This is a genomic window from Thermococcus sp. 5-4, from assembly GCF_002197185.1.
Lineage (GTDB): Archaea > Methanobacteriota_B > Thermococci > Thermococcales > Thermococcaceae > Thermococcus > Thermococcus radiotolerans.
In genome coordinates, this window is sequence record NZ_CP021848.1 from 729,049 (window position 1) to 745,096 (window position 16,048).

A 16,048-nucleotide genomic window follows, 5' to 3' on the forward strand; every position below is an offset into this window, starting at 1 on the left:
ATGAAGTAGACTTCAGATTTAAAACCCTTCTCCCAGCTCCCGGAAGGCCTCGATCAGGATGCTGTTCTCCTCGGGTTTTCTCACGGAGAAGCGGACGTATTCAGGCAGACCAAAGCTCGTGCAGTCCCTCACGAGGATTCCGCGTTTTTTCATCGCTTTGACAAACTCTCCTGCATCATCAACATGCTTGATGAAGAAGTTGGCGTCGCTCCTAACGTCCAGCTCCCGCTCAATCCTCTCCTTCTCGCGCCAGATGAGGGGCATCGTCTTTCTCAGATGCTCGAAGCCGTCCTTGATGAGGAACTCCAGGAAAGCGTAGCCGAGTGAGCCTATGCTCCAGGGCATTTTAACGCTTTTGAAAGCATCTTCAAAGCCAAGGACGTAGCCGACCCTTATCCCTGGCAGGCCATAGCTCTTCGTGAATGTTCTCAGCTTCACGATGTTCTCCCCTTTGGGGCTTTCCGGGTTCCTAACGAAGTCCATAAAGGCCTCGTCGAGGACGAGGAGCGCCTTTCGGTCTTCAACGGCGTCGAGGAGAGGCTTAAGCTCCTCGACACTGTAGAACCTCCCGTCCGGGTTGTTTGGATTGCAGAAGAATACCAAGGAGTTCCTCTCGACGAGTTCGGCCAGCTTCTCCGGATTGTTCGGCCCGTTGATTACCCTCGCGCCAAAGATTCTGGCAACCCTCTCGTACTCGCCGTAGGTGTGGCGAGCGATTACAACCTTTCGTCCCCTCAGCGCGAGGATTCCGATTAGATAGAGCGCCTCGGTGATGCCAGCCGTTACCGTCAGCGATTCACCGACCAGCTCGGCGAGTTCCTCCTCAAGCCTCTCGTAGTACGGATAGCGGTTGCTGAGCTCTTTCGCGCGCTCGAAGGTCTCATCGAGCCATTCTGGCGGATAGGGGTTGAGCGATGCAGAGAAGTCTAGCAGACCTTCCTCCCTCGCACCGCCGTGATATGTTGAGAACTTCACAGGCTCAAGCATGGAACCACCCCCGTCAGCAGGAGCAACAAAACAACCACCGTCCATTCAGCAACGACGAGCCAGTAAATTCTCAAGGCCCGCTTTATCTCCCCGTTACTTGGCTCTCTTCCTGGAAAACGGTAAACACCGGGCTTCTCCAGCCAAACGCCAAGGACGGCGCTCATGGCAGCTATCGGCTTATCCGAGTTTAGCTTGAACCTCGCAAGGCGGTAATGGCTGAGAACCTTCCCCCTTCCGAGCGGGAGGTAGAGGAGGACAGTCAAACGGGCCGGGATGAAGTTGAGGACGTCGTCCAGTCTGGCGGAAAACTTGCCAAAGAACTCGTAGCGCTCGTTCCGGTAGCCGAGCATGGCATCTAAAGTGTTCACCGCGCGGTAGAGCAACGCGCCCGGGATGCCGAAGAGGAGAAAGTAAAAGAGCGGCGCAATCACTGAGTCGTTGAGGTTCTCGGCGAGGCTCTCTATAGAGGCGGAGTTTAGATGCGCCTTATCGAGGTTCTCGGTGTCCCTGCTGACTATCATTGAGACCGCTTTTCTCTTCTCCTCGACATCTTCAGTTATCGTTCTCGCCACGTGCTCATAGAGGCTTCTAACAGCGAAGGAACTCTTTAGGAGATAAACCGCTAAAGCGTAGTTCAGGGGAAACGGAAGGTAGGAGGGCAATAGCGAGAGGATTAGAGCGAAGGCAGCCACGAACAGGGCCGTTAGAGTTCCCGCGAGGAAATCTGGGAGAGGACCTTTTCTCGCCCATCTCTCGTCGAGATGGCCGGCCATTTTTCCAAACCACACGACGGGGTGGACTAGTGCCGGTGGTTCACCCAAGAGTACATCCCAGAGCAGGGCGAGGAGGAAGACGGTCAGAACGTCCATTCCCCGAAGGCCTCCTTTATGGCCGAGTACTCTTCCAGTATATCCCCGTTTGGTTCCCTTATGCCTCTGCGCACGTACCAGGCCGGGTGTCTCAGGTAGGTAAACTCAAAGCCGAGCCGTTTCAGGGCCTTCTCGGCCGTCCTGCCGATGGCGAAGATGGCCCTCGGCTTCACCACCTCAAGCTCCCTCTCGAGTAGCTCAAGCTCGCCCTCACCGAAGCCCCTCAGCCTGTTTCCAGGCGGGTTGCACTTCACGACGTTGGTCATGTAGACAAAGTCCGGATTGATGCCCAGGCTAAATAGGGTCTTCCGAAGGAGCATACCCGAGGCGTCGCGGTAGAAGCATATCCCCGTCTTTCCGCAGCCCTTTCTTCCCGGCGCCTCCCCGACGAGAACAATCCCTGAGCCAGCCCAGCCGTTGGCGAAGGGCAATCCCTCAAACTCACCCACCTGGAGCTGATAGTGGTGGTACTCCTCGCGGCAGAACCTCAGGGAGTCTTTGAGAAGCTCGCGGTAGAGACCTTCGAGATCTCGGACGGTTTTTTCGTCCCTCTCGTTCACAACGAGGAAGCGCTCGCTGGGGTTGTATATCGTTCTTGCATAGACTCCGTAGGTCGTCTCATCCAGGCTTAGAAAGTCCCTCCAGTCGCGGAGGGCTAACGGGATTGTCCTCAGGTTGCCCGGATTTATGTAGACCTCGCCGACCTTTTTGAGGTTCTCGAAGCGCAGGAGCATAATGGATAAAAGGACCACCGAGTTTATAGGTTTGGTGGTTTGTATGGTTGAGACGAGGAAGTGTCCCCTCTGCGGGGGCACGATGGTGCCGAGTAAAGTTGAGCGCTACGGATACTCGACGTATTTCTGGATCCCTCCATGGAAGAGCAAAGTCACCGGAATACTTAACAAGGCTGTGTACGGCAGAGTGTGGCTCTGTCTCGACTGCGGGGCCCTGATACCGTACGTGGACGGGGATACCGTCGCAAGACTTCGGGAAGAGTTCGAGACCCTGAAGGCGGAAGGAAAAGCGTGAAGAGGTTGCGTCTCTCAGGTGGAGGGAGATGCTACCGGCCGAGACTTGGGCTGGTGGGAAAATGAAAGAGAAAGAACTCCTCAAGAGGCTCGAATCCAGAGGAATAACCCTCGACGCTATGCTGGAAGCCGCGTTGAAGCTCTACATAGGCGAGGAGCGGGAAAAGGTTAGGGAAAAGCTGCGCGAGCTGATGCTTTACTATCTTGAGGACATCAACGTTGGGGCGCTCCTGATGGCGGCTCTGCTTCTCGAAGAGAACTTTGAGGTCGAAGGAGACCCGGTCAATCTGGTTGCCGATGAGCTGATTGGAATAAACATCGCTGAATACATCGGCGGCAAGATGGGGCTGTTCAACTTCTTCTACTACGACACGAGAAAGCCCGGAATCCTCGCGGAGCTTCCGCCCTTCCTGGACGACGCGGTCGGCGGTTTCATATCCGGCTGCATGACGAGGCTCTTTCAGGGGACGGTGGAGAGGCCATGAAAAACCTCCTTCCCTTCTTCACCCGCCTGCCGGTTAGGGGAGACTTCGAGAAGGCCCAAGGAGAGCTCTGGGCACTCCCACTGGTTGCCCTCCTCAGCTCGGCCCTTCCAACCGCGGTTCTCTACCTTAACTTTCCCCTCGGGAACGTTTTAGCGGTTCTTGCGCTCTACTTCACGATAGGGCTCCTTCATCTTGATGGCTTGGCGGACTGGGCGGACGGGATGATGGTCAAGGGCGATAGGGGGAGGAAGGTAAAGGCTATGAAGGACGTCAACATCGGTATAGCCGGAGTTTTTGCGGTCGTTATGGTTCTGCTTCTTCAGGTTTACTCGCTCTCACTCGTCCCGGCCTATGCGCTCTTTTTGGCGGAGCTGAACTCCAAGTTCTCTATGCTCCTCGCTCTGGCGACAAGGAAGCCACTGGGGGATGGTCTTGGTGCGTACTTCATGGGAGGAATAAACAAAGGGCAGTTGGTTATTGGAGCGATTCTCTACGTTCTCCTGCTCCTGCCTATGGTTTTCATCGAACCGCGCTCGCTCGCGTCTCTCCTCGGGCTACTTGCCGGGGCCTACGTAATCAGTCTATCGCTGAGAAACTTCGGCGGGCTTAACGGCGACTGCATAGGGGCAATCGCAGAGATCACACGGGCAGGGACGCTCCTCACACTGGCCTTGGTGAGGTGAGCCGATGATAGTCATTATGGCAGGAGGCCGTTCCAGGCGGATGGGTATTGAGAAGCCCGTCCTCAGGGTGGGCGGAAAACCGATGCTTCTCCGGGTTCACGGGCAGGCAGAGGTCGTGGACGATGTCGTGGTAGCCCTCTCAAGGAATACCCCCAGAACGAAAAAGCTCTGCCTGCGCGAGGGAATTCCCTTCATCGAAACGCCCGGAAAGGGATACGTTGAAGACATTCGCTGGCTATTGGGGAAGCTGGGCCCTTTTGTGAGCGTCTCCGCAGACCTGCCCTTCGTGAAGGCGGCCGACATAGCCCAGATTTCAGGGGCCTTCGATGGAAGAGAGAGCCTGACGGGTGTCCTGCCCATCGAAGAAATCCCGCGTGACTTGAATCCCGTGGTGTATCGGGGATACGCGATAGTTGGCCTGAACGCCATTGGGACGGAGGGGGAACGCTTCTTCGAGCTGAGCAATCCGCTCTTGGCTTTGAACGTGAACACGCGGGAGGAGCTTGAGCTGGCCGAGAGAATGGCACGGATTCTACGCCCCATGAAACGAAAAGAACTTTAAGGAAGGAGGGGTAGTTCCAACGGTGATAGCATGGAAACTGGTGGAGACGGCCCTGGGATAGGGGCGTCAATAGTCGGCATTCTGGCGTTCCTAGCGATTATGATAATCGTCGTCCTGGTCATACTGGGCATTCTGGTGTTCTCCGCGGCGCTGTTGGTCGTCATAGTGCCCTTAACAATCATCATGGCGGTTGTGGGATGGATAAAAGGAAAACGCAGAAAGGAGCCAAAGGAACTGGAGGAGCCGTGGCAGTACGAGGAGTGGGAAGGACGCTGGTGACCCAAAGGACATATAAACCTGTTGGATAAAAACTCCAGCGGTGATGTCATGAAGAGCCTCATGCTTGTGGTTCTGGGGAACACGGAGATAAGCACAGTTCCAGGAATAAGCGTTGCGGGAGCAACGCCCGAACTGACAAAGCTCACCCCTCCGGCGGATGCGGAATACCTCTTTTACGAGAGGCCGAGGATTATTGACGCGATACCCGTCACCCCGGAGGGGCATCCAACGCCGGCGATCATAACCAAGGCAGCCAGGGAACTGACCGGCTTCCCCATGATGGTGGTGCGCGCCGGCACGTATCTGGCCCCGCTGGTACCCCATGTCCACGTCAGCGGGCACGTTGGCAGGGATCTCAGAAAGGAACCCGCCCTTCCGGAGTTCGGAGAAATCGTTCGCCTCGCCAAGCTCTTCGGCGAAGAGCTCAATAAAACCGACTTTGAAGAGATTGTTATCGGCGAATCCACACCCGGAGGGACCACCACGGCCCAGGCGGTCTTACGGGCCCTTGGCTATGACGCGCGAACTTCCTCCGCAGCTCCCAGCAATCCGACCGACCTCAAGGAGAGGGTCATTGCGGAGGGCTTTTGGCGGGCCGGGATTGAGGCAGGAGACCTAGCGGAGAGGCCGCTTGAAGCCCTCAGACAGTTCGGCGACCCAATGATTGCCGCTGTGGTCGGAATCTCCCTGGGATTCAGAAAGAACGTCGTTTTGGCGGGAGGAACCCAGATGCTGGCGGTGGCCGCCCTCCTGAGGGCCCTCGGCGAGGACACGGAGAGGTTCATGATAGCAACGACCAAATGGGTCGTAAACGACAAAAGCGCCACGTTCCTCAAGACGGCAAGAGAAATCGGGGTAATCACCTACGCCGCGGACCTGGACTTCTCGAAGAGCGAGTTCAGGGGGCTGAGGGACTACGAGAGGGGCTACGTAAAGGAAGGAGTTGGGGCGGGGGGAGCAACCTGGCTCGCCGTTAAAGCCGGATTCTCCCCTAAGGACGTCTCGGCCAAAGTGGAGGAGCTGTACGGTCAGCTGATGGCACTTCAGGCGGCGGGAGAATAGCTCATCTCGTTCTCTCCCATTTTCCAATGCTCTCCTCGAGGGCATTCCTTACGGCCATCCCTATGCTCACTCCAAGCTCCGTTGCCGTCCCCGCCCATTCTACCTCTCCTTCAGGAGCAAAAACACCTATTCCATCGCTCGTCGTCCCTGTGGCATTGTAGCCGAGCCTGAGGAGGGTGTACGTCTTTGCCTCGGTAGCCGTCATGATGGCGTTCGCCATGGCCCCGACGGTCAGACCCTCATCAACCACGAGGGCGATGTTTATCGTCCCCGGTGTCCAGGGAGGTGGCACATCACCGGCCACGACGGGGTTCGTTATCCCGGCCGTGACGTAGGCGGTAACGCTTCCGCTCCTTGCAATCGAGAGAACCTTACCCACTTCCGCGGCAGTCATGAAGCCCACGAAGTTCTTCAGTCCGTGTTCCAGCTCAAAGGCGCGACAGTCGGCCTTGTAGTCCCCGGCGTAATCCTTGTGCACCATCATGAAGAAGAAACCGTTTGCTTTCGTCAGACCTCCTCTGTGCGGGGCGTTGCTCAGTGCCAGCAGCGGCCCGTCGAAGCGCTTGATGAAGTGATCGAACATCATGAATGACCGTCCGCTCCGGGGGATATAACGCTTGCGCCGTTAAACGTTTCCGTTTGCTGAAAGGTTATTAAGTTCGGGAACGAGCTTAATCGGGTGGTAATATGGGGGCAGAGGAACACAAAAGAAAGGCTCCAAAGAAGTTTAAGTTCGCGGTCATAACGGTTAGCGACACCGCGAGCAGAGGCGAGAAAGAGGATAAGAGCGGGAAGTTTCTCATCGGGGAGTTGGAGAGGGCTGGACATGAGAGGGTTTACTACGCGGTCGTTCCCGACGAGAAGATGGCGATAATCGGTGCCGTTGTCGAGGCCTTCAGAGCGGGGGCAGAGGTCCTGGTAACCTCCGGCGGAACGGGGATAGCCAGCAGGGACGTGACGATAGAGAGCATCAGGCCCCTTCTCGATAAGGAACTGACTGGCTTCGGCGAGGTTTTCAGACTCCTCAGCTACGAGGAGATAGGCACCGCCGCGGTCATGACTAGGGCAACCGCGGGAATAATCAGGAGCTCCGGCAGGGCAATGGCCGTCTTCTGCCTGCCCGGCAGTCTCGGCGCGGCAAGGACGGGAATCAAAATCATCCTCAAAGAGGCCGGCCACGTACTCAAGCACGGGAGGGAGTGACGTGAGGGAGTTCAAACGGCTGACCCCGTATAGAGAGGCCCTTGAGACGGTGTTGAATGACGTCAGCGAGATTGGAGACGTCGAGGAGGTTCCCCTCTCAGAGGCCCTCGGACGGATTCTGGCTGAAGACGTCGTTTCCCCCATAGACAGCCCGCCCTTCGACCGCTCGGCCGTCGACGGCTATGCCCTCCGGGCGGAGGACACGTTCCCGGCGAGGGAGTACAGCCCGGTTGAACTCAGGGTCGTGGACGAGATAGTCGCCGGGGAGGAGAGCGGGGCGAGGGTTGAGCCCGGCACGGCGGTGAAGCTGATGACGGGCTCAAAGATGCCGGAGGGGGCCAACGCAGTTCTGATGCAGGAGATGGCAGAACGTGATGGGGACGTCATAAGGGTTCTCCGGCCAGTTGCCCCGGGCCAGAACGTGGCCTTCGCCGGCGAGGACGTGAGGAAGGGAGGGGTTGTCCTCCGAAAGGGGCAGGTTTTAAGGCCCCAGGACCTGGCGCTCCTCAAGAGCATCGGCTTCAGGAGCGTGAAGGTCAAGAGGAAGCCCCGCGTCGGGATAATAATCACGGGCGACGAGCTCATCGAGGAGTTCGATGAAGGCGCGCTGAAGGCCGGGAAGATTATGGAGAGCAACTCGGTCATGCTCACGGGACTGGTTCGGCAGTACTTCGGCGAGCCGGTTTTCTACGGCGTCGTCCCGGACGATGAGGGAGCTATTAGGTCCGCAATAGAACGGGCAAGGGGAGAGTGCGACCTCGTCCTCGTCACGGGCGGCTCCGCCTTCGGAGATAAGGACTTCGCCCACCGCTTCGTCAAACTGCTCTTCCACGGCACGACGATAAAGCCCGGAAGGCCAGTAGGCTACGGCGAGAGGGTCTTCATCATGAGCGGTTATCCGGTAGCCGTCTTCGCCCAGTTCCACCTCTACGTCAAGCACGCCCTTGCGAAGCTGGTGGGGGCCAGGAACTATGAGGTCAGGATTCTGGCAAGGCTCACCGAGCGCGTTTCGAGCCAGCTCGGAAGGCACGAGTTCGTGAAGGTGTGGTACGAGAACGGGGAAGCCAGACCTATCAAGAAGAAGGGCAGCGGGATAATAAGCTCGCTCGTGGAGAGCAACGGGTACATAGAAATCCCAGAGGACAGTGAGGGGTACCTCGAGGGAGAGACCGTCGAGGTCGTACTCTACTAACTAAGCCTCCTGGAGAAAAGACTCGAGCCTGATGAACTTTAGAATGGCGCGGACGTCCTCGGGTATGTCCCGGAGCTTCCGGGGGTCGCCCAGCATCTCAAATACCTCAATGACTTCCGTCGTTTTCCTCTCTCTTCTCTTCTTGGGTGGGTATCCCTGCCAGGGGGGATAATACTTCAGAAGAATCTCCCACTTGTTTCTGCCTGCAATCCTCATGGTCTCCTCCGTGTGACTCTTTCATCTAGCACTTAATAAACTTTTTCAACACACCAAAGGGCATCGTCGAAAATGTTTCGGTGAATCGTCTATGGCCCGCCCGTAACACCCGCCCCCATCGGTGCCTAACGGCGAACTCAGGCGGGTTAACCCAGGCGGGCCTGGACTGTGCTCGGCCTGGGTTTCCCGCGGCCATCGTGCTCCGTAACGCGGAAGGCCCTCCCGCGGGGACCTCGCTGAGGCCGAGCTGTAGCCCCCGCATCGCCCCCCGGTTCATTCTCCCCGGGGTCCTCGCGCAGGGGCATTTTAAAGTTGAAAAGAAGAGGTATATAAAGCTGTCTCACTCCATGAGCTTCCTGAGCTGGGCGTAGAGCCTGCTCTCGAGGCTCTCCTTCTCGATGACCAGAATCAAAGTGCCCCTGTTTATTATCACAAAGTCCCTGAGCTTCGACAGGAACTTCATGAGGCTCTCCCAGGAGTTGTAGACGGTGAGGTACTCGAGGCAGTCGATGACTATTATTCCGTGGTCGCCCATCCTGGCGAACTCCTCCAGATACTTGTACGACAGCTCGGTCATTCTGGCGAGGTTTGTCGGGTTTATGGTGTTCTTGAACCTCCCCTGGAAGGGTATCGTCGTGACGAAGTAGTACTGCCATCCGTCGGGAACCTGGGTAACGTCCCTGACGAAGGCCAGAACCGGCCTGTCCTTGAGCTTCTCCTTGAGCTTCTGATATTCTTTTCCATTGACTATAATGACCCCCGGCTTCAGGTCGACGGGTGCCGTGACCCTTCCCTTCTGCGGCGTGAATGACTCCGAGGATGTGAGCTTCACCATGGCCACTACCATGCTCACTATCAGTATCGTGGATAGCGTGAAACCAACGGCCTTGTACCACTCTTCGATTCCAAAGAGCGCGGCGGGAATCAGGTGCAGCCCAAAGAGGATTATGCTGATGTAGAGGTATTTAACGGCGCTCTTGTAAATCTCCTCGGTCTCCTTCAGCAGGAGCCCTCCCGCTATGACGAACACGCCCGTTATTCCAAGGGTGGCGGCGCTCGTTATGGTCCACACGGCGTCTCCGGTGTAGATATACACTCCAACCATGTATATCATAAACGCCACGGGCATTACCGCCAGTACGGCTAGGGTCCTGTACCTGACGGCGATGGACTCCTCCTCGAGGAACTTCACAGCACCGTAGAATATGAGACCGGAGAACGCTGGCAGCAGCAGAATACCGATCATCTGAATGGTGGGGTTTGTAACGGTCGTGGAGAGAATAGCCAAGAAATCGAATATCCAGGCCAACGAGAAGGCCAGGGCTGATCTTCTCCGATTACGGAGGTATATACGGAATATCCATCCCGCGGCCACGAGGTCCGCTATCAGGACCATCACGGCCTCGGCAAGCACCAACGCATGAATGCCATCCAATACATCTCACCCCACTTCCCTTTCGGGGTCTCCGAACCCGTCCCATTTGAACGGCCCATACGGGGGGGTTCTGAGCGCCGTTTCATCCTCAAATTTAACAACCAGGACTTCGGGTCTGGCTATCAGCATGGCCACCCTTCCACGCTCGTAGCGCTTCACTATCCTGTACCCGTCATCCTCCTTGCTCATCGGGAAGATTATCGTGAACGGGTAGTTGGGATAGTACCAGAACTCCCTGCCCTTGTGTATGCCCATCAGATCGCCAATGAGATAATAGCCGTAGAGGGGTATAAGCTTTGCGCCCTCGAATTTCGCACCGAGTGCCTCGAAGAATTCGTGGTTCACGCCCACACCGCTGATTATCGCAGTCTCGATGTCCTCGCTGTACGGTTCAAAGAGAGCCATCAGCGGAGGCGCCGAGCGTACGGTGTTTATGGAGTCACGCTCCATGATGCGGTTCGTGTACCTGACCAGCGGGTCCAGTATCTTCAAGACCGCGGACAATCCCTGGGTTTCGTAGACTTTTTTCAGCCCATCGGTTTCCATACCTATGAAGTAGAGCAAACCGCCGTAGCTCCACACCAGCTCGCTTATCTCCTCCTGAAACCATCCGTAGGGGCCGTGGGCAATGGTCCTCATACGGTGGTTCTCGTCGTAAGTCTTGTTAAGGGCATAAATCTCGTCGAGAGATGTTTTCAGATACCTGTGAACAGCGAAAAGGTACTCCCTATCCCAATGGCCGATGGCCCGCTCCCTTGTGGTTCCGGAAGATTGATAGAACCTGATCCTCCCCGTGTACCCATCGGGGACGAATTCAACCCAGTTGTGCCTGAGGTATTCCTCCTCCACGGTGAGCCCGGAATTAAAAATATTCTCAAAAATCTCCTCAAGAGTTCCTTGAAATATTGAATCCAAATCCGGCCGAAGCTCTGCGGAGACTCTTCTCCAGTAAGGGGTGGTTTGAAAATGAAACTCAAAAACCTCTCTGAGATACTCCTTTATATTGGGGTCATCGATTTTCAGCGGATCCTTATAGAGGTTATCCAATATTCCCCGATAGTTCATGGAGGTAATTTAACGGGAACTGTATAAAAACCTTTCTTGTTGGAATCCATCCATATTTGGTTGGGCAAACCCCAACAATTATATACCATTAGCGCGATGTATTGTTCCGGTGAGTGTACATGACTTTGATTGTTGGAAGGGTTGATAGAGAGGGGGTTAATGACTTCAGGTACACCCTTGGAAAAGCCCTGGAGACGACACGATTCTGGCAGGAGAAGTTCTCAGGCGTTGACCCCGATGGGCTATCCCTTGAGGACCTCGCCAATCTCGTCGATACCGTAACGATAACCCCCCACGACCTCTATGCCACCGATAAGGTATGGCCCGACTACATCCAGGAGGCAAGGATATTTTACACCGTGATGAGGACGAGCGGCACGACCGGAAAACCCAAACGGATTGCGTACACCCGGGACGACCGTTTCAGAACGGCTCGACAGGTGGAACCGTGGATCAGGGAGTACATGGACAAAGGAGACAGGATTGCCTCGTTCTTCCCACCACTGCCATCTTCATCGGGCATGTTCGCCTTCGGAAGCTTTGAGGCGCTCAACGCGAAGTCCGCATACTACCAGATACCGATCCAGTATCTGCTCGATAAAGAGATGCTCCTCAAGGAGCTGAACTACATAAAACCCACCGCTCTCTTCTGCCTGACGGCAACTGCCTACAACCTCGGCCTCGTTCTCCCCGAGTCCATAAAGAAGGACATTCAGACGATAGTGGTCGGAGGAGAAACCCTGACCCCAGAGCTCGCGAGGGCAACCCTTGAGCTGTTTGAAAACGCTGTGATAATAGACAACTTCGGCTCGACTGAGGATGCCATAACCGGATACCGCGTCATCACGAGGAAGAAGGCAACGAAGTTCAACTTCGAGGAGTCCATAGTCGTTCTCAAGGACAACGGCGACGGCTACGACGACTACAAGCGCATCTATATAACCAAGGTCATGAGGGAGGGCGAGCTTACAGGTCTGCCCCTCTTCAACTACGACATCGGCGACCTCGCGAGGATTGAAGATGGCGAGGTCAGGAATATAATCCGCATCAAGGACGTCGTAACGCTCGCGGGAGCTAAGCTCCACATCGACCAGGTGATGGAGATAGTCTACGACCATCCGGACCTCCTTGACTTCGTGATAATCTACCACCCGCTCTCACCCGAGAACCCCAAGCCGAAGGCCATACTCCGCGTCGCCTACAGCGGAGAAAAGCCGGCAGGAATAGAGGACGAGGTCAGGGAGCTCATCTACGAGGCGAACAATCCGGTCCGCTACGAGGTGGAGGAGTCCAAGCAGGCAGAGCTGGTCATCGAGGCGGTTCCCCTTGAGAAGCTCAGGGCCGACCTTCCGAAGAGGCTCGGAAAGACCAAGAGGATATACATCGTCGGCAAGGACCTCTGATTCTGCCGTCCTTTTCCTTCCAATTTTGTCACAATGCCGAAAATTTATATAAGGCTCTTCTCAAACTTCCAGCGGTGGTGTCGATGGATGGAAAGATTATTCACGATGGCATTCACGGCAGCATGAAGCTCACCGGCATTATCCTTGACCTCGTCAAGACCCCCGAGTTTCAGAGGCTCAGGAACATAAGACAGCTCGGTTTGGCCTACCTCGTCTATCCCGGTGCCAATCACAGCAGGTTCGAGCACTCCCTCGGCGCGTGGCACCTCGCCAAGAGGCTCTCGCAGGAGGTCGGCCTGGATGAGAACGAGAGCATGCTCCTGCAGGTGGGAGCGCTCCTCCACGACATCGGCCACGGGCCCTTCAGCCACACCTTCGAGAGCATATACAAGCACTACGTCAAGGAGCACGACCACATGCACCTCGGCCAGGATATGGTGCTGGGAAAGGTGAACATAACGGAGAGCGAGAATGGAGGAAGGATCCCGGAGATAATTGAGGGCTACGATTACGACTTCACGCCCAAGGACGTTGCCGACCTCATACGCGGGAAGCACGAGACCCATTACCTCGGCCACATGCTGCACGGCGACGTTGACGTTGACCAGCTCGACTACCTCGTGAGGGACGCCCACTACACCGGCGTCGCCCACGGTATAATAGACCTTGAGAGGCTGCTGAAGGTTCTTAAGATCCATGATGGGGAACTCGTCGTTGACGAGAAGGGTATAGAGGCCGTCGAGGGCATGATGGTGGCCCGCTCGCTGATGTACTCGCGCGTCTACTTCCACCACACGGTCAAGATAGCCGAGGGCATGCTGACTAGAGCTTTGGAGTTCGCCCTGGAGGAGGGTTACCTCTGGGATTTCTGGCGCATGACCGACTGCAGGGTTCTGGTCGAGCTGGAGGACCTTGAGGGTTTCCCGGCCGAGATGGTGAGGCGCATAAAGTACCGCGAGCTTTACAAGGCCGCGGTTCTTGCAAGCGCGGACGAGCTGACGAGTGAGGAGAAGAGAGAACTGCTGACGGCATACCGGAACGTGAAGCGGAGGCAGGAGATAGAGAGAACCCTCGCGGACATGGTCGGCGCGAGGGAGGGCGAGGTCATCCTTGAGTTCAGCATAGCAGACCTCATGCTCAGCGAGCCGAGGCTCAAGGCGACTGAGATAAACGTCCTCCTGGGCAACGGGGAGCTTCAACCGTTGACGAAGGTGACGCCGCTCGCCAACGCCCTCAAGAGACGCCAGACGCCGCGCTGGGCAGTCCTCATAGCGGCACCGAAGGAATACGTCCCGAAGGTAAGGGAGGTCTGGAGAAAAGTCATCTTCAGCTGAAGAGCTGCTTCTTTATCTCCTTCTTGAGCTCCTCTATCATCTCTATGAGTTCGTCGGCGTCTCTGACTTCCTCGAGGCTTTCCTTCGGTATCAGCGGGACCTCACCGACAACCTCGGTTCTGGTCTTTTCCAGGATGAAAACTCCATCGCTGTTGATTATCTTGCTGACCTCCGTTACCATTTCTGCCCGCTTCACCGTTGAACGGGTCTTCGTCTCGTCTATCCCCGTGAGGATGTTGAACTCGTCCTCCTTGGACACCGCGTTGAAGGGTGCCTTCTTGACCTTCACGACTCCGAGGCCCAGCCCCTTGAGGCGCTCAAAAATCTCCCTCTCGAGAGGACTCTCCGGGGTCACGTTGAGGTTGGCCTCGACCGTTGAGTGGAGTATGTCAATCGGCTCTGCGAGGGGTTCGTCGAACAGTTCCTCAAGCCTTATCGCAACCTCGAGAGACACCGCCTGCTCCCCGCGCTCGTAGTTTATCAGGCTCTTGCGTGAGACTCCCAAGAGCTGCGCCAGCTCGTTCACGGAGTAGCCGTACTTCTCCCTCAGCCGCTTCAGAAGCCCGCCGTTTATCCTTACGTAGAAGCCACCGCGTTCGGCGAATATCGCCGGCAACTCGTTCTCGACGAGGACGTCGTAGAGGGTCTCCGGCCGGAGGGCGTAGATTCCAAACCTCTCGTAAACGACGCCCTCCTCAAGCTCGGCGTTCTTCGTCTTCAGCCCCACTATCAGGGGTGAGGCCTTAAAGAACTTGGAGAGCCGCTTGAGATCCTCGGCCTGCTCCTCGGTGACGGTGTCTATGTTGGTAGCCACCTTGACGAAGAGCAGGAGGAGTAACCTGCTCGCCACTATGTCGAAGCACGAGCCCTTGAAGTCCATCCGTGCCGTCTTGTACCCCGTGCCCCTGAGTATCGCCTCGACGGTTCTTATGAGCCTCTCCCTGTCCATCATTTTTAAATACGCGTAGGGCTTAATAAAGTTAAGGTGTTCGCATGAGGCCGATAATCGTTAAGGGCAATCTGGTTTCCCTGGGCGTGCTCATCCGGGAGGACCTGAAGCACGCCTGGGTTTGGTACAACGACCGCGACGTCAGGCGCTACCTCTCATTCTCGGAGGAGATATTCTTCTACGAGGACGAGCTGGAGTGGTACGAGGCTCTGAGGCGGGAGAAGAAGCACGAAAAGGTTTTTGCAATCATAGAAAACTCCTCGCGCTCCCTCGTTGGCCTCATAGGCCTGCACAGGATAGACTACCACAACGGACGCGCCGAACTGGGTTATTTCCTGGCCAAGGAGTACTGGGGCCACGGCTACGCGAGCGAGGCCGTAAAGCTCGCCCTTGAATATGCCTTCGACTGGCTCAACCTGCGGAAGGTCTACGCCCACGTCTTCGAAACCAACATCGCCTCCATCCGGGTGCTGGAGAAGAACGGCTTCAAACTCGCCGGCCGCTGGAGGAAGCACCAGTACGTGCCAGGGGAGGGCTTCGTTGACGTGCTAATGTACGAGAAGTTTAGGGAATAGTACTTATGAATTATAAAACAATAACTAAAGGGGTGTCTATGCCTGACCCTCATCAAGGATACTCCTTTGAGGAGGTAGTGGCCCGGGAGCTTGAGAGCTATGGATATGAGGTAGAACTCACTCCAAAGAGCAGGGATTTTGGTGCAGACATAATTGCAAGGAAGGATGGAAAGAAGATGGCTATACAGGTAAAATACACGAGTAGACCAGTAGGTGTCCATGCAGTTCAAGAAGTCCTTGGTGGTAAGAAATATTATAGATGCAAAGATGCATGGATAATTTCTACTGCAGGATTTACTCGACAAGCCCGAGAACTTGCAAAAAGAAGCAAAGTACACCTAATAGAATGGTCATCACTCCCGGATTATATTGAGTCCAAAGGCCATATCACACGGAACTATTATAGAAGGACTTCACCTACCAAAAAACCAAATTCTTCACGTTCGCATGCAACATGGGGTATCTCTAGCAGTAGGCATCTTACAAATCGACTCTCAAGAATAGCACCCATCATAGCTATAGCTGTAATTCCTTTGATTTTTGGACTGCTTCTAGATGTCCTGTATATACGCCGTATCCTACCTTCAATTCTTCACTATCCTCCTCATTCATCATCTCAAACATTCTTAATTCTACTCATGTTTATTGGGGTAAATGCGGGGATTTATTTTTTGATAAAATTTCTAGTAGATCTAATTAGAAAAGAGTTGATTTTGTAGGA

20 protein-coding genes are annotated in these 16,048 nt (G+C 55.6%); 12 read left to right on the forward strand and 8 right to left on the reverse strand.

The features are described from left to right. Positions 1-18: 18 nt before the first annotated feature. Genes CDI07_RS04060 through CDI07_RS04070 form a run of 3 tightly spaced genes read right to left on the reverse strand, consistent with a single transcriptional unit; the run spans position 19 to position 2,590 of the window. Positions 19-987: an aminotransferase class I/II-fold pyridoxal phosphate-dependent enzyme gene (locus tag CDI07_RS04060; RefSeq protein ID WP_088180390.1), complete on the reverse strand. Its 969-nt coding sequence runs from the start codon at positions 985-987 to the stop codon at positions 19-21. Further along, a complete protein-coding gene (cbiB, locus tag CDI07_RS04065) occupies positions 972-1,856 on the reverse strand; it encodes an adenosylcobinamide-phosphate synthase CbiB (RefSeq protein ID WP_088180391.1) in 885 nt (294 codons plus the stop codon). The genes CDI07_RS04060 and cbiB overlap by 16 nt, the downstream gene beginning before the upstream one ends. Then, complete coding sequence (locus tag CDI07_RS04070) at positions 1,844-2,590, reverse strand: uracil-DNA glycosylase family protein (RefSeq protein ID WP_088180392.1); 747 nt, start codon at positions 2,588-2,590, stop codon at positions 1,844-1,846. The genes cbiB and CDI07_RS04070 overlap by 13 nt, the downstream gene beginning before the upstream one ends. 82 nt (positions 2,591-2,672) lie before the next feature. Here CDI07_RS04070 and CDI07_RS04075 point away from each other — a divergent pair, with 82 nt between their 5' ends. The 6 genes from CDI07_RS04075 to cobT all read left to right on the forward strand — a co-directional run bounded on the left by CDI07_RS04075 (position 2,673) and on the right by cobT (position 5,955). Then, positions 2,673-2,885: a hypothetical protein gene (locus CDI07_RS04075; protein WP_226996608.1), complete on the forward strand. Its 213-nt coding sequence runs from the start codon at positions 2,673-2,675 to the stop codon at positions 2,883-2,885. Positions 2,886-2,946: 61 nt separating this feature from the next. Beyond that, entirely contained in the window at positions 2,947-3,369 is a 423-nt protein-coding gene (gene cobZ, locus CDI07_RS04080) for an alpha-ribazole phosphatase CobZ (protein ID WP_088180394.1), read from the forward strand. Then, positions 3,366-4,052 (forward strand): adenosylcobinamide-GDP ribazoletransferase, encoded by a 687-nt coding sequence (gene cobS / locus CDI07_RS04085; protein ID WP_088180395.1) that lies wholly within the window; start codon positions 3,366-3,368, stop codon positions 4,050-4,052. Before cobZ ends, cobS begins: the two co-directional genes overlap by 4 nt. A 4-nt stretch (positions 4,053-4,056) precedes the next feature. Next, positions 4,057-4,614 (forward strand): NTP transferase domain-containing protein, encoded by a 558-nt coding sequence (locus CDI07_RS04090; RefSeq protein WP_088180396.1) that lies wholly within the window; start codon positions 4,057-4,059, stop codon positions 4,612-4,614. A gap of 30 nt (positions 4,615-4,644) precedes the next feature. Then, the gene (locus CDI07_RS04095; RefSeq protein WP_088180397.1) at positions 4,645-4,893 is read left to right on the forward strand and encodes a hypothetical protein; all 249 of its coding nucleotides are present in this window, start codon (positions 4,645-4,647) and stop codon (positions 4,891-4,893) included. 48 nt (positions 4,894-4,941) lie between these two features. Next, complete coding sequence (gene cobT, locus CDI07_RS04100) at positions 4,942-5,955, forward strand: nicotinate mononucleotide-dependent phosphoribosyltransferase CobT (protein WP_088180398.1); 1,014 nt, start codon at positions 4,942-4,944, stop codon at positions 5,953-5,955. Position 5,956: 1 nt separating this feature from the next. Here the strand turns inward: cobT and CDI07_RS04105 are convergent, their stop codons facing one another. Next, positions 5,957-6,541, reverse strand: coding sequence for an adenosylcobinamide amidohydrolase (locus CDI07_RS04105; RefSeq protein ID WP_088180399.1), 585 nt, complete (start codon positions 6,539-6,541; stop codon positions 5,957-5,959). A gap of 101 nt (positions 6,542-6,642) precedes the next feature. Here CDI07_RS04105 and CDI07_RS04110 point away from each other — a divergent pair, with 101 nt between their 5' ends. Next, a complete protein-coding gene (locus CDI07_RS04110) occupies positions 6,643-7,158 on the forward strand; it encodes a molybdenum cofactor biosynthesis protein B (protein ID WP_088180400.1) in 516 nt (171 codons plus the stop codon). Between the two features lies 1 nt (position 7,159). After that, the gene (gene glp, locus CDI07_RS04115) at positions 7,160-8,350 is read left to right on the forward strand and encodes a gephyrin-like molybdotransferase Glp (protein ID WP_088180401.1); all 1,191 of its coding nucleotides are present in this window, start codon (positions 7,160-7,162) and stop codon (positions 8,348-8,350) included. Here glp and CDI07_RS04120 read toward each other — a convergent pair whose 3' ends face one another. The 3 genes from CDI07_RS04120 to CDI07_RS04130 all read right to left on the reverse strand — a co-directional run bounded on the left by CDI07_RS04120 (position 8,351) and on the right by CDI07_RS04130 (position 10,850). Further along, complete coding sequence (locus CDI07_RS04120) at positions 8,351-8,566, reverse strand: hypothetical protein (protein ID WP_088180402.1); 216 nt, start codon at positions 8,564-8,566, stop codon at positions 8,351-8,353. 340 nt (positions 8,567-8,906) lie between these two features. Continuing rightward, positions 8,907-10,001 carry a DUF835 domain-containing protein gene (locus tag CDI07_RS04125; RefSeq protein ID WP_088180403.1) on the reverse strand — a complete coding sequence of 365 codons (1,095 nt, stop codon included), beginning with the start codon at positions 9,999-10,001 and terminating at the stop codon, positions 8,907-8,909. A 6-nt stretch (positions 10,002-10,007) separates the two neighbouring features. Next, complete coding sequence (locus tag CDI07_RS04130) at positions 10,008-10,850, reverse strand: hypothetical protein (RefSeq protein ID WP_226996609.1); 843 nt, start codon at positions 10,848-10,850, stop codon at positions 10,008-10,010. A 335-nt stretch (positions 10,851-11,185) separates the two neighbouring features. Here CDI07_RS04130 and CDI07_RS04135 point away from each other — a divergent pair, with 335 nt between their 5' ends. Then, on the forward strand, positions 11,186-12,469 hold the full coding sequence (locus CDI07_RS04135) for a phenylacetate--CoA ligase family protein (RefSeq protein WP_088180405.1): 1,284 nt from the start codon (positions 11,186-11,188) through the stop codon (positions 12,467-12,469). Between the two features lie 83 nt (positions 12,470-12,552). Beyond that, a complete protein-coding gene (locus CDI07_RS04140) occupies positions 12,553-13,803 on the forward strand; it encodes an HD domain-containing protein (RefSeq protein ID WP_088180406.1) in 1,251 nt (416 codons plus the stop codon). Here CDI07_RS04140 and CDI07_RS04145 read toward each other — a convergent pair. Beyond that, the gene (locus CDI07_RS04145) at positions 13,796-14,752 is read right to left on the reverse strand and encodes a transcriptional regulator (protein ID WP_088181536.1); all 957 of its coding nucleotides are present in this window, start codon (positions 14,750-14,752) and stop codon (positions 13,796-13,798) included. The two genes, CDI07_RS04140 and CDI07_RS04145, sit on opposite strands and share 8 nt — an antisense overlap. Positions 14,753-14,796: 44 nt before the next feature. On the opposite strand from CDI07_RS04145, the gene CDI07_RS04150 reads away from it, so the two are divergent. Beyond that, on the forward strand, positions 14,797-15,327 hold the full coding sequence (locus tag CDI07_RS04150; RefSeq protein ID WP_088180407.1) for a GNAT family N-acetyltransferase: 531 nt from the start codon (positions 14,797-14,799) through the stop codon (positions 15,325-15,327). 38 nt (positions 15,328-15,365) lie between these two features. Beyond that, positions 15,366-16,046, forward strand: coding sequence for a restriction endonuclease (locus CDI07_RS04155; RefSeq protein WP_168169234.1), 681 nt, complete (start codon positions 15,366-15,368; stop codon positions 16,044-16,046). The last annotated feature ends 2 nt before the right edge of the window (positions 16,047-16,048 follow it).

What these genes read in the sequence shown, in the direction of transcription:
- CDI07_RS04090 (WP_088180396.1), top strand. Translation starts at nt 4,057, where the DNA reads ATGATAGTCATTATGGCAGGAGGCCGTTCCAGGCGGATGGGTATTGAG.
- cobZ (WP_088180394.1), top strand. Translation starts at nt 2,947, where the DNA reads ATGAAAGAGAAAGAACTCCTCAAGAGGCTCGAATCCAGAGGAATAACC.
- cobT (WP_088180398.1), top strand. Translation starts at nt 4,942, where the DNA reads ATGAAGAGCCTCATGCTTGTGGTTCTGGGGAACACGGAGATAAGCACA.
- cbiB (WP_088180391.1), bottom strand. Translation starts at nt 1,856, where the DNA reads ATGGACGTTCTGACCGTCTTCCTCCTCGCCCTGCTCTGGGATGTACTC.
- CDI07_RS04070 (WP_088180392.1), bottom strand. Translation starts at nt 2,590, where the DNA reads ATGCTCCTGCGCTTCGAGAACCTCAAAAAGGTCGGCGAGGTCTACATA.
- CDI07_RS04095 (WP_088180397.1), top strand. Translation starts at nt 4,645, where the DNA reads ATGGAAACTGGTGGAGACGGCCCTGGGATAGGGGCGTCAATAGTCGGC.
- CDI07_RS04155 (WP_168169234.1), top strand. Translation starts at nt 15,366, where the DNA reads ATGCCTGACCCTCATCAAGGATACTCCTTTGAGGAGGTAGTGGCCCGG.
- CDI07_RS04135 (WP_088180405.1), top strand. Translation starts at nt 11,186, where the DNA reads ATGACTTTGATTGTTGGAAGGGTTGATAGAGAGGGGGTTAATGACTTC.
- CDI07_RS04150 (WP_088180407.1), top strand. Translation starts at nt 14,797, where the DNA reads ATGAGGCCGATAATCGTTAAGGGCAATCTGGTTTCCCTGGGCGTGCTC.
- CDI07_RS04120 (WP_088180402.1), bottom strand. Translation starts at nt 8,566, where the DNA reads ATGAGGATTGCAGGCAGAAACAAGTGGGAGATTCTTCTGAAGTATTAT.
- CDI07_RS04140 (WP_088180406.1), top strand. Translation starts at nt 12,553, where the DNA reads ATGGATGGAAAGATTATTCACGATGGCATTCACGGCAGCATGAAGCTC.
- CDI07_RS04060 (WP_088180390.1), bottom strand. Translation starts at nt 987, where the DNA reads ATGCTTGAGCCTGTGAAGTTCTCAACATATCACGGCGGTGCGAGGGAG.
- CDI07_RS04110 (WP_088180400.1), top strand. Translation starts at nt 6,643, where the DNA reads ATGGGGGCAGAGGAACACAAAAGAAAGGCTCCAAAGAAGTTTAAGTTC.
- CDI07_RS04105 (WP_088180399.1), bottom strand. Translation starts at nt 6,541, where the DNA reads ATGATGTTCGATCACTTCATCAAGCGCTTCGACGGGCCGCTGCTGGCA.
- CDI07_RS04145 (WP_088181536.1), bottom strand. Translation starts at nt 14,752, where the DNA reads ATGGACAGGGAGAGGCTCATAAGAACCGTCGAGGCGATACTCAGGGGC.
- cobS (WP_088180395.1), top strand. Translation starts at nt 3,366, where the DNA reads ATGAAAAACCTCCTTCCCTTCTTCACCCGCCTGCCGGTTAGGGGAGAC.
- CDI07_RS04075 (WP_226996608.1), top strand. Translation starts at nt 2,673, where the DNA reads ATGGTGCCGAGTAAAGTTGAGCGCTACGGATACTCGACGTATTTCTGG.